We start from the raw sequence: 11,895 nt of genomic DNA, 5'->3' as shown, positions 1-11,895 counted from the left end.
TGATCCACGCTAATCGAGCGTCCAAGAATGTAGGATGTGATATTCCACACCCGTGCTTGTGCTTTTTGAATGATATAAATGCAAACATTCGGGCGTTAACGTTAGCGTATTCATGTCCTTGAGTTGCAATAACGCCGACTCATTTAGCGTCCATTCTTTAGCCTTCCTAAATAAACTGATGTGCGGGCAAAAGTGGTGTTCACTGCTATGCAATTGCAGGCGGCCTGCGATTGCTTGCGTCTGCTTAGCTAATTGCGCTAACGGCGGCTCAACTTCATCGCCTTTCAAGCAACAGACTTGGGCATTGGGCCATAAGTCGAGCTGGTTAAGTTGAACGCTGAATCTAGGCTTAGCTAAGCAGTCAATCGCATCAAGGAGGGCGATGCGTTGCTCGTCGTCAACTAGCCCTAAAAAGCAGAGCGTTAAATGCATATTACTGACGCTAACCGCTTTCGCCTCAGGATTGAGGTGGCAGAACAGTTGCTGCTGTACATCACTCAGCCTTGCCCTTTGTGCTGCGGTAGGCGCGAAGCCGAGAAATAGCCTTTGTTGCATCTGATTATCGTCCTTTGTGGCGTTCAACACGGATTATCTCTGGGAACACTTTGACGTTTAGCGTCTTTGAGCGTTAATCTAGTTGTTGAATTTATCGGCTAATTTGCGACTCAAGCAGACGTTTAATTTACTGTGAGCCTATACTCAATATACGTCGATAATACCTTAAATGGATTTTTAGGTAAGGAAGTCACTTTTCATGTTAGTAGGTTTAGCAAATCCACTCCAACAGGCCTTGGTGAGTATTTTTAGTGAGTCTCCGCTAGAAACCTTAGAGCAAAATGTTGACCGAGCACTTGAGACCATCACTTTGCAGCTGCATTGTGACGGAGTATTTGTATTGACCGGCAGCCAGTCTCTGGATCGTTTACGCACGCGTAATTTGTATCTAAAACCCCAATTTGCCAAAGGCCAACAAACCCGAGTCTGGCCCTTGGCACGCATGCCATTCTTTCGCTCCCTTGTCCGCACCCCGCGACTATTAAATCTGCCCGATGTGAATACCTTGCCCGCCGATGCGCAGGCCGAGCGAGCCCTATTAAGGGACTGGGACGTGAAGAGTCTATTGGTATTGCCACCTGTGGTATTTGGCGAAACGCGTATTGCGCTGGGCGCAGTCAATTGCTCCGAGTGTTGCGAATGGAGCGAAGAGTTTATAAGTGAGTTTAACCACGCCGCTGTGATGATTGGCTCGGCGATGGAACTGACGCGTATCGCCCTGAGCATGCTCGCCAGTGAGCATAAATACTGTGAAGTCTTCAATCAGTTACCCTTAGCCTGCGCCTTGTTAGATAAATATAATCAATTGACTATGCTCAATAAAGTCGCCCTGCAAACGCTGCCAATCCAACATGGTTATGATTTATTCGACATGGTGCGTGAGGAAGAACATGCCATGTTAACTGATACCTTGCATGTGGTACGTGAAGGTGTGCTTGGTCAGGCTTGGTGTGAGTTACCGTTGAAATCTATCCATCAGTTGGCTTGGTTGAAACTCAGTTTTAGCCAGATCAGTGGCGATAAAGATACCTTAGTCATGATTGCCGAAGATGTCAGCGAGAAGTATCGCCTAGCCGATGAGCTGTCGTTCCATGCCAATTATGATGCGCTCACAGGATTGCCCAATCGGTTGCATTTCGAAGCCCTATTAGAAAACCTGCTGCACGCCCACGACGATATGCCTATTTGTGTGGCGTTTCTCGATCTCGACCAATTCCAAGTCATCAACAATATCAGTGGCCATCAGGCGGGCGATAAGCTGCTTTGCCAAGTGGCATTACGCTTAAAACAGCTCGTGCGTAAGGGCGATATCGTCGCCCGTTTAGGTGGCGATGAGTTTGGTATTTTGATGCATTACTGCAACGTGGACTCGGCGAAACAAATCGCAAAACGTATCTGTACCCAATTGGCGAACCATGAATTTATTTGGGAAGGTCGCAGTCATAATGTCAGTGTCAGTATAGGGATTGCTAAACTCGATAAAAAAGCCGCCGACATTTATACCGTGATGAGTCAGGCCGATGCTGCTTGTCGCTTGGCGAAAGATCAAGGCCGTAATGGCTGGCATTTATACAGTGCGAGCGATCCTAAAATGAACCGTCTTTATACCGAGATGATGGCGTCGGTGGACATAGTCGGCGCACTCGCGTTAAACCAATTTGAGCTTTATTTTCAAAGCATAGTGCCATTAAACCGCGAGGAGTCTGGTCTGCATTTAGAGATCTTACTGCGTATGGTGCAGGCCAACGGCACTATCGTGTCACCAGCCATCTTCTTGCCCGCCGCCGAGCGATATAACTTAGCTTCTAAGGTCGACTTGTGGGTGATCGATAACTTGCTCAAGTGGGGCGGTTGCCATTTAGATATCTGGCAGCAGTTGGATCTCGTGTCGGTGAATTTGTCGGCGACCTCTTTGGGCGACTTTGAGTTTATGAACTGGCTAGAAATGCGTTTGATGGCCGAACCTGAGCTGGTGGACAAGCTTTGCATCGAGATCACTGAAACCGCGGCCGTGAGTCAGCTCGATCAAGCGACAAAGTTACTCGATATACTGCGCCCGCTTAATTGTAAGTTAGCCCTTGATGACTTTGGGGCTGGCTTTTCTAGCTTCGCCTACCTTAAGCGCCTTAATGTGGACTTTGTGAAGGTGGATGGTCAATTTGTAGTGAACATCTGCGAAGACAGTGCGGATCAGGCGATCGTTAAATCAATTTGCCAACTCGGCCAAGATATGGGCTTTGATGTGGTTGCCGAATTTGTCGAATCCCAAGATATTGGCCGGAAACTTCAAGCCTTAGGCGTCGACTATGCCCAAGGTTACGCCATCAATAAACCGATACGGTTAGCTGAATTACAGTCTGGACTCAGTCAGCCTTGGCTCGAAAAACGTGAGACCTTTGCGGCCTATCCACAACTCTAGTGTTTGGTACACTTATCTACCGAGCCGGATTATGTTGCAGTGAAATGGTACTCACCGTCGATTGTTAGTACACTGACGGCCTGTGTTGGCCGCTGATGTCTTTTTCTTGAACTCTCTACCTATTCATAGCTTATTAGCACCGCTGCGTGCGGCTTTTTCTCGTCACGCTCAAGTGATCCTCGAGGCACCGACAGGTGCGGGTAAATCTACCGCGTTACCTTTGGCTATGTTGGATTGGCCAGAAATCAGCGGACGCATTTTAATGCTCGAACCGCGGCGTGTCGCTGCGCGCAGTGTGGCGCACTATATTGCCCATTGTCGCCAGCAAAAGGTGGGGCAAGAAGTGGGCTATCGCGTGCGCGGTGAAGCTAAAGTCAGCGCCAATACCCGCTTAGAGATTGTCACCGAAGGCATACTCACGCGGATGATCCAGCAAGATCCCGAATTAACTGGGATTGGAATGATCATCTTCGATGAGATCCATGAACGCCACCTCACTACCGATTTAGGCCTCGCCTTAGCGCTCGAAGTGCAAGCTTCACTGCGGGACGATTTAAAAATATTGGCCATGTCGGCCACCTTATCTGGCCTTGCCTTAGGCGAATTGATGCCAGAGGCCGTGACCTTGCACAGTGAAGGCCGCAGTTTTCCCGTTGAGGTTGAATATCACCCTGTGCCGACGCAGCAGCATTGGATCGATCATCTTGGCCGCTGCGTACTCGATCTGGTCTCGGCCAGTAGCGCCAACGTTGATAAAACGGCTAGCAATAACGCCGTGCTCGTTTTCTTACCGGGAAAAGGCGAAATCTCACGACTGCAGCAGTTTTTGCGTGAGCGCTTAGCCCAAGATGCCTTTCTGATTTGCCCCCTTTATGGTGAGCTTTCGGGTGCTGAGCAAGATAGCGCGATTGCGGCAACTACAGATGGCAGGCGCAAAATCGTGCTAGCGACTAACGTGGCGGAATCGAGCTTAACCATTGAAGGTATAGGTTTTGTCATCGACAGCGGCTATAAACGTCAGGCCAGTTTTAACCCTAAAACCGGCGTTACCCGCTTAGGTTTGAAACGTATTAGCCAAGCCTCGGCAACTCAGCGCAGTGGCCGCGCCGGACGTTTATCTGCGGGTGTGTGCGTGCGTTTGTGGAGCCAAGAAGAACATGGCCGCATGCTCAGGGCCGATGAACCCGAGATCAGCCAAGCGGATCTGGTGGCTATGGCCCACGATTGTGCTTACTGGGGCGCAAAATCCTTCAGCGACTTGATGTTGTTAACGCCGCCACCGAGTGTGAATGAGGCGCTGGCGTGGCAATTACTGCAGCGCTTAGGCATGGTCGATGGTGACAATAAACTCACTCTCCACGGTAAAGCGGCCTACGAGCTGGGGTGTCACCCCAGGCTTGCCCATATGCTATTGGGCGCGAAAAGCTTAAGTGTGAAAAGCTTAGGCGCAAACAATGTTAATGAGCAAACTGGGCAATTGGGCAGTTTGGCCTGTTTGCTGTCGGGGATTGTAGAGGCGCGCGGTTTGCCTAAAAAGGGCGCCGATATCATGAATTACCTGCACTTTGCTTGTCAGGGGCAAGCGGGACAGCAGTCGAAACAGTGGCAGAAAAAGCTCGGATTAACTGCCGATTTAGCGAAGGTCGCTACCCATGCTCACCACAGCGATGTGGGATTATTGCTGGCGCTGGCGTATCCGGACCGTATCGCCAAAGCGCGCGGCGTTGAGGGCTATCAATTAGCGAATGGCACTGGCGTGGTGCTGGCGGCCGAAGATGCCTTGTCGCAAACGCCTTGGATGGTGGTGGCGGATTTCCAAGAAACTGAAGGCAGAAACGCCGGACGGATTTACTTGGCGAGTCCGTTTCAGCCGAGCTTGTTCGATAGCGAGCTAAAAGACTTGCTGGAAATCCATGAGATCTGTGGCTGGGATGAAGGCAAAGGCCGAGTGATTGCCGAGCGCCAATACAAGGTCGGACAAATTTTAGTGAAAACCGAGACCATTGCTAAGCCTGAGCGCAAGCAAATTGTCGCGGCCTTACTAGCTTATATTCGCCAGCAAGGATTACAAATTCTCAATTGGAACGCTAACTTAGAGCAGTTTCAATACAGGCTTAAACTCGCGACTGAGTTCGATGCGGGCAGTGATTGGCCAAAGGTCGATGATGAGGCGTTATTAGCGAGCCTAGAAACTTGGCTGGCGCCTTACCTCGAAAATGTGAATAATCTGCCGCAATTAGTTAAGCTCGATTGCTTTGGTTTTGTGGCAAACTGTTTGAGCTGGCAGCAGAAACAGCGACTGGAGGAGTTATTGCCAACCTCTTGGCCGTTAGTTACCGGTACCTCTGCGCCAATCGTATACGATGAATCTGGGCGTGCGCTGCTGCGGGTGCGTCTGCAAGAAACCTTTGGCATGGCGCAGAGCCCTATGCTGGCGCAGGGCAAGCTAAAGGTGACGATGGAATTACTTTCTCCCGCTCAACGTCCATTGGCTTTAACGGCGGATTTAGCCAGTTTCTGGCAGGGACCTTATGTGGAAGTGAAAAAGGAAATGCGCGGCCGATATCCAAAACATCTGTGGCCGGACAATCCTGTGAATACACTACCAACAAAATTTACCAAGAAGAAAACCTTGGGTTTAGCTCAGCCATAGCGCAGTGGCGCTGGTTTTTTAATCGGGTGAAAACACGCCTTGATTTGCACCACGCTTGTTATTGTGGCTGATGTCTTTAAATGCATGAATGATGAAGTAGATATGACGACTAAGACGACAAAAAAAACACCCGCTTCCCGTAGGGCCAACAATGGCCGCGGTTTCTTTCGACGAGTTTGGTCAATCACTTGGAAATTAGCCTTAGCCGGATTAGCGGTAGTGACTTTCTACAGTATTTATCTCGATCAAATTATTGCGCAAAAATTTGAAGGTCAAAAATGGCACTTGCCCGCGCAGGTGTTCAGCCGTTCTATGGCGCTGTATCCCGGCGCGGCGGTCAGCCATCCGCAAATGATGGCTGAGCTTAAGTTGCTCGGCTATCGCAAGGTCGCAAATCCACGCCAAGTGGGTGAGTTTTCGGCATCGAGCACCCGTATCGAATTGTGGCGTCGACCATTTTTACATCCAGAAGGCGATCAAGTTGAACAAAGAGTCATGATCAGCTTCGACAGCAATGGCGTCAGTTCAGTCTCCCGAGTGTCGGACAAACGCCAGCTTGCCGTATTCCATCTTGAGCCTGTGTTGCTCGATCGCATTATTACTGGCGACGGTGAAGACAGGCTGTTTGTGCCGACCGAAGAAATGCCTAAGTCGATTGTACAGGCATTATTGCTGGTGGAAGACCGTAGCTTTTACGAACACCATGGGGTGAATCCTTTCGCGATTGCGCGCGCCGCGTTTGTGAACATCAGCGCGGGTCGCACAGTGCAAGGTGGCTCAACGTTAACCCAGCAGTTAGCGAAAAACTTTTTCCTATCCAGTGAGCGTTCATTGCTGCGTAAGGTGCGCGAAGCCTTGATGGCAGTGATTATCGATTTTCGTTACAGCAAGGATGAAATCCTCGAAGCCTATCTTAACGAAGTGTATATGGGGCAGGATAAATCCCGCGCCGTTCATGGTATGGGTTTGGCATCGCGTTTCTATTTCGGCCGTCCTATCAGTGAGTTGACTATCGCCCAGCAGGCATTTTTAGTGGCTGCGATTAAGGGACCGTCTTACTACAATCCATGGCGATATCCGGATCGCATTCAAGAGCGTCGCGATCTGGTATTGCGTTTACTCATGGATGCAGGCGATTTAACCACGGCCGAGTACAAGGCGGCGGTAGAGTCACCTCTGGCGATCCGTAATCTTAATAAACCCGCACACCAGAAATTACCTTCCTTCTTCGCCCTGGTAAAACAGGAAGTGAACGAACGTTATGGCGATGCGTTACTGAAGCAATCAGGGGTAAAAATCTATACAACGCTCGATCCTATGGCTCAAGAAGCCGCCGAAATTGCCGTGACTCAAACCCTTAAGAGCTTAGATAAGAGCAACAAGTCATTGCAGGTAGGTATGGTGGTGACCGATAAATACACGGGCGGTATCGCGGCCATGGTCGGCGATAAAACCCCGGGATTTGATGGCTTTAACCGTGCGGTTGAAATTCGTCGTCCGATTGGCTCGTTAATTAAGCCCTTTGTGTACGCCACGGCACTGGCACCCAATAGCCAATTTACCTTAGCGACTCCCCTTAAAGATCAGCCCATTACCTTAAAGAGTGAGCAAGGTAAGACATGGTCACCGCAAAACTTCGATAAGAAGTTCAGCGGCCAAGTGCCTTTGTTAACGGCGCTGAAAAAGTCGATGAACGTCCCGACAGTAAATCTAGGGATTGCGGTGGGCGTGGATGCCGTCGCGACAACTTTGGCTAAGTCGGGCTGGCATGAGCCGTTAAACGAGTATCCTTCTATGTTACTTGGCGCCGTCAATGGCTCGCCATTAATGGTGGCGCAGGTGTACCAAACCTTAGCCGATAGCGGGGTTTATCGTAAATTAACCACAGTGACGGCTGTGTTGGATGCTGATAAAAATCCATTGCCCGTGACGCGATTACCTAAAGAGCAAGCCATCTCACCCGATACTGACTTTTTGATCCAGTACGCAATGCAGCAAGTGGTCAATACGGGTACCGCGACGCGCTTAGGCAATGCCTTCCCCGGCGTTGGACTGGCGGGGAAAACAGGTACAAGTAACGATAGCCGCGACTCTTGGTTTGCAGGCTTTGATGAGCGTAACGTCGCCGCTATTTGGGTGGGGCGTGATGATAACGGCAAAACCAGCTTGTATGGCAGCAGTGGCGCCATGGCCGTGTATCTCGCCTTCTTAAAGGAACGTCCACCTATTAGTCTGCGCTCTATCCCAGTGAATGGCGTCGTGAAGGGCTTTTTTGACCGAGATACCGGAGTGGCCAAAGAATCGGATTGCAGCAATGTTGATGCGCTTCCGGCATTAACCGCGACTTATCGTCCGGTGAATAATTGCGGCGAGCCTTTGCAATGGTGGCAGAAAATTCTCGGCCAATAGGCTCGAGAATTGGCCAAAGACGTTGTGTGTGGAATATAAAATCTTAAGTAGTAGAACCTATGCGAATGGAAATGGCGTTATCGAGAGTACACGCGTGACGCCATCTTCCCTTAGCCTAGGTCGTTAACCCAAAGTGAGAAATAACATGTTTAAAACCGCTGCCGCCGTGCATATTTTAGTGAAACACAAAGAGCAGGCTGAGGATATTGTTAAGCAGCTGAATAATGGCGCTAATTTTGCGGTACTCGCCAAGCGTTTTTCTTCTTGCCCTTCGGCCAAAAAAGGCGGTGATTTAGGCGAGTTTAAAAAAGGCCAAATGGTGCCACAGTTTGATAAAGTGGCTTTTTCGGGCGAGTTATTAGTGCCGCACATAGTTAAAACTAAATTTGGCTGGCATGTGGTTAAAGTGCTGTATCGCACTTAAACCGCAGGAATAAGCCCCAATGTAGCGTCTCTTAGCCGCACGTCATTTTCGGCTAATCAAATGGATTGGAATATTAAGGAGCGATGAGCATGACCTTTAGTTTTAATACCGAAGATGCGAGCCAAGTTTGCGTGGGGGCATTTGCGCTGGCGGTGCCCGTGGCATTTTCAGAGGAAGCCTGGCATCTCGGCGAAACCTTGCCTGTGCTCAATCTCACCATGCTCTTTAGTTTATCGCTGTTATTTCTAGGGGTTTTTACTTACCACAGTGTGTTCCAGCAAAATATTCGTGCCCGAGTCCCTGTGTTTATTTTCCGCATCATGGTGGCGTATTTGCTCACCGCGCTGGTGGTTTTCCTCGTCCTGCTGTGCCTCGATAAAGTGCCTTTTTTTGAAGATCCGCTGACCTCGATAAAACGGATTATCGTCATCACTATGCCAGCCTCTATGGGCGCCATTGTGGTGGATAGCTTCGATAAGGAATGATGCACCTTAGCCAAACCTCATGACTTTTGTCACTGGTGGATTAGGGTTATTTTGCGCATACTCATTCCCATACTCTGACTTTGATTGATGTCTAGAGTCGAAATAAGCCTGAGTTTTTAGCCTGATAACAATAACGCCACTAAATAAAGGAAATGACTATGAATACTGGAGCCCTCGCTTTACTTATCCCGATACTCGCCATTGTTGGCGGATATGTGGTCGCGATTATGAAAATCCGCGACAAGCAAGGTGTGTCGAGCCGTGAGCAAGAGGCCGAAAATCAAGCCTTGCGGGCCGAGTTAGCTACCTTGCGTCAGCGTGTCGAAGTGCTAGAGCAGCTGGTCACTGACGATAGTTTTCAATTGAAGCGTGAATTTAAACAAGTCTAACTATTTGTTCCTTGTCCAATGGAAGGCGCTAGCCTGTTAACCTAAGTTAATACCCTTGTCATTTGTTTGGCTTTACAAATGTGGGCATGGTGTTACTTTGTACATCTTCCGTGGGATCAAGTCATCGGGTGAGTTAAATACCTAATTTAAGGTAGACTCGTGATAATTTTGTTATCCATCCCTGTATTGAGTTATTACAAATAGAGTTTATATGTTTCTAGCGCCTTATTTTTCCGAGCAAAATCAAGCCATTTCCGTTTCAGCACAACAAGCCAGCGACTTCGCGAAGAAAATTGCGCAGGACTTTAATCCCATACACAATGTGGGCGCAAAACGCTTTTGCGTGCCGGGAGATTTACTGTTTGCCATAGTATTGACTCAATATGGCCTGAGTCAGAGCATGAAATTTAGCTTTGCGGGTATGGTGGGCGCGAGTGTCGAACTGCAATTCCCGGAACAAGTGAGCGAGAGTTTTTCAATTCGCGATGGCCGCGAAAAAACCTATCTTAATGTGAGCCGTCAAGGCGATGTAAGTTGTTGCGATGCGCAGACAGAATCCTTTATTCGTCAATATGTTGCTTTCTCTGGGCATAATTTTATCGATATCCTGATCCCTTTGATGAAACAACATCAAGTGATGATCAACCCAGACCGACCTTTAGTGATTTACGAAAGCATGTCGTTTGACTTAACCACCCTCGATTTTGTGCAAGTGACCTTATCACTCGTTGACCAAGATTTAAAAATCGACGGTAAACGTGGCGATGTGACATTGCACTTTGAATTACACAGTGGCGATACTTTAGTCGGCACAGGTATCAAAACCTTAGTCATGAGTGGCTTACGTCCTTACGACGAGGCGCTGGCGCAGCAAATGTGCGCCACCTATGAAGGTAGTAAAACTGATTATTGATTGACGGAACAATCACATGGCGTTTTTGTCTTTTAGATAAAACGCCATGCAATCCTTGCGTGATGAAATGCGAGGGGATTAATGACCGTTGATTGAAAGTTGAGAGACGATTTGTGAAACGTTTTCTGCTCCGTTGCGTATTTCTCCCATCACCAAAGTGACCTCGGCTAATTGTTGTTTCCCTTCCTGTGCGATACCTTCAACTTCGTTCATCATACTCGTTGCACTTGTGGTGAGCTGGGTATTTTTAGTGACGACGGCGGCAATTTCACTGGTTGATTTACTGGTTCTGGAAGCGAGCTGCCTCACTTCATCGGCGACAACCGCAAAACCTCGGCCTTGTTCACCCGCACGTGCGGCCTCAATCGCGGCATTTAATGCCAGCAAATTGGTTTGATCGGCAATCGAGCTAATGGTCGCGACTATGGCTTGAATACTTTGGGATTGCTCATTCAGTTGAGTAATCGCCTGAGTCGTTTTATGGGTTTGTTCAGCAATAGCATTGGAGGTATTGACGGTCGCATTAAGTAACTTAACGCCTTGTTCCGCTTGCTCAACGGTGCGTTGCGATGTGGTGAGTGCAATATTTGCGGCTTCACGCACAGCGTGGCTTTGCTCGATCCGCTTGCTGATATCACTAGCGAACTTAATGACTTTAACGACCTTTCCATGCTCATCCATAATGGGATTGTAAGCCGCCTCCAGCCAAATTGAGTCGCCATAGGCATTTTTGCGCTCAAATAGCCCTTTGCTATAGCGACCTTGCTTAAGCTCGTTCCAAAAGTGTGGATTTTGTCGATAAAATTCATCGAAACAGAAAATTCTATGATGCTTACCTAAGATCTGTTCTTTGCTGTATCCCATTGTTTTTAAAAAGTTGGCATTGGCCTTCAAGATAGTGCCATCTGGGGTAAATTCAATAATGGCTTGGGAGCGATTTAGGGCATCAAAAATAGCGGCTTGATCGTCCATTTGGTGCTTATCTTGAGTAATTTCCGAAGCCGTTTTCATAATTTTAACGACTTTCCCCGCCAGTTTTACAGGAAAGTAAGTCGCTCTCAGCCAGATTTCTTGGCCATTTTTATTCACTCGCGCGAAATTTCCCTCCTGTGGATGACCGGCTTTTAAATTACTCCAAAATTGTTGGTAGGCAGGAGAATTAGCATAGGCCGCTGAGCAAAACAGCTTATGGTGTTGACCAACAACTTCATTAAGCGAATAACCGACTACTTTTAAAAACAAGGCATTCGCATCGAGCACTTTTCCTTCAGGCGTAAATTCTACCGTGGCAATACTTTGCTTAATGGCGTCGATGACCGACTCCGCTTCTTGGCGCTTGTTTTCGCTCACTTCTAGGCTTTTACGTAATGAAGAATTGAACACTGAGATACTCCTGATGAGCTTAACTGACTCAAAAACCGCTGGTCTTTATTGAAAGCTCGATATAACGAGCTGGATATACAGATAAATATAGCTGTGATTTTAATGTGTGGTTTATTTCTATTAAACACGTGATCGGGATCTATATACCTAAATTGAGCAAAAGAAGATCACTTTTCTTTGGTTTTAGCTCGACTAGGCTTTGGTTTTAGCCCGACCAGACGTAGCGGCAGAGCGGATAACGAATTTTAGCATGCTACTCGAGTAA

9 protein-coding genes are annotated in these 11,895 nt (G+C 48.3%); 7 read left to right on the top strand and 2 right to left on the bottom strand.

What is annotated here, in order from left to right:
* Positions 1 to 9: 9 nt before the first annotated feature.
* The gene (gene thpR, locus FW758_RS21575; protein WP_446446471.1) at positions 10 to 555 is read right to left on the bottom strand and encodes an RNA 2',3'-cyclic phosphodiesterase; all 546 of its coding nucleotides are present in this window, start codon (positions 553 to 555) and stop codon (positions 10 to 12) included.
* A 199-nt stretch (positions 556 to 754) separates the two neighbouring features.
* On the opposite strand from thpR, the gene FW758_RS21570 reads away from it, so the two are divergent.
* The 7 genes from FW758_RS21570 (at position 755) to FW758_RS21540 (ending at position 10,247) form a co-directional block, all read left to right on the top strand.
* Positions 755 to 2,974 carry a putative bifunctional diguanylate cyclase/phosphodiesterase gene (locus FW758_RS21570; protein ID WP_446446469.1) on the top strand — a complete coding sequence of 740 codons (2,220 nt, stop codon included), beginning with the start codon at positions 755 to 757 and terminating at the stop codon, positions 2,972 to 2,974.
* 82 nt (positions 2,975 to 3,056) lie between these two features.
* Complete coding sequence (hrpB, locus tag FW758_RS21565) at positions 3,057 to 5,627, top strand: ATP-dependent helicase HrpB (protein WP_446446468.1); 2,571 nt, start codon at positions 3,057 to 3,059, stop codon at positions 5,625 to 5,627.
* An 84-nt stretch (positions 5,628 to 5,711) separates the two neighbouring features.
* Complete coding sequence (gene mrcB, locus FW758_RS21560; RefSeq protein WP_446446467.1) at positions 5,712 to 8,036, top strand: penicillin-binding protein 1B; 2,325 nt, start codon at positions 5,712 to 5,714, stop codon at positions 8,034 to 8,036.
* A 145-nt stretch (positions 8,037 to 8,181) separates the two neighbouring features.
* Complete coding sequence (locus FW758_RS21555) at positions 8,182 to 8,460, top strand: peptidylprolyl isomerase (protein ID WP_006084190.1); 279 nt, start codon at positions 8,182 to 8,184, stop codon at positions 8,458 to 8,460.
* Between the two features lie 89 nt (positions 8,461 to 8,549).
* Positions 8,550 to 8,945, top strand: a complete 396-nt coding sequence (locus FW758_RS21550; RefSeq protein WP_446446466.1) for a DUF2391 family protein — start codon at positions 8,550 to 8,552, stop codon at positions 8,943 to 8,945.
* Positions 8,946 to 9,103: 158 nt separating this feature from the next.
* Positions 9,104 to 9,334, top strand: a complete 231-nt coding sequence (locus tag FW758_RS21545; RefSeq protein WP_006080092.1) for a hypothetical protein — start codon at positions 9,104 to 9,106, stop codon at positions 9,332 to 9,334.
* Between the two features lie 211 nt (positions 9,335 to 9,545).
* Positions 9,546 to 10,247, top strand: a complete 702-nt coding sequence (locus FW758_RS21540) for a DUF3581 domain-containing protein (protein WP_006084189.1) — start codon at positions 9,546 to 9,548, stop codon at positions 10,245 to 10,247.
* A gap of 78 nt (positions 10,248 to 10,325) precedes the next feature.
* Here FW758_RS21540 and FW758_RS21535 read toward each other — a convergent pair whose 3' ends face one another.
* A complete protein-coding gene (locus tag FW758_RS21535) occupies positions 10,326 to 11,630 on the bottom strand; it encodes a methyl-accepting chemotaxis protein (RefSeq protein WP_446446465.1) in 1,305 nt (434 codons plus the stop codon).
* Positions 11,631 to 11,895: the final 265 nt, after the last annotated feature.

This window comes from Shewanella sp. 1180_01, assembly GCF_052850535.1.
Note: the sequence above shows the minus strand (reverse complement) of the source record. Positions and strands in the feature narration are given on the sequence as shown.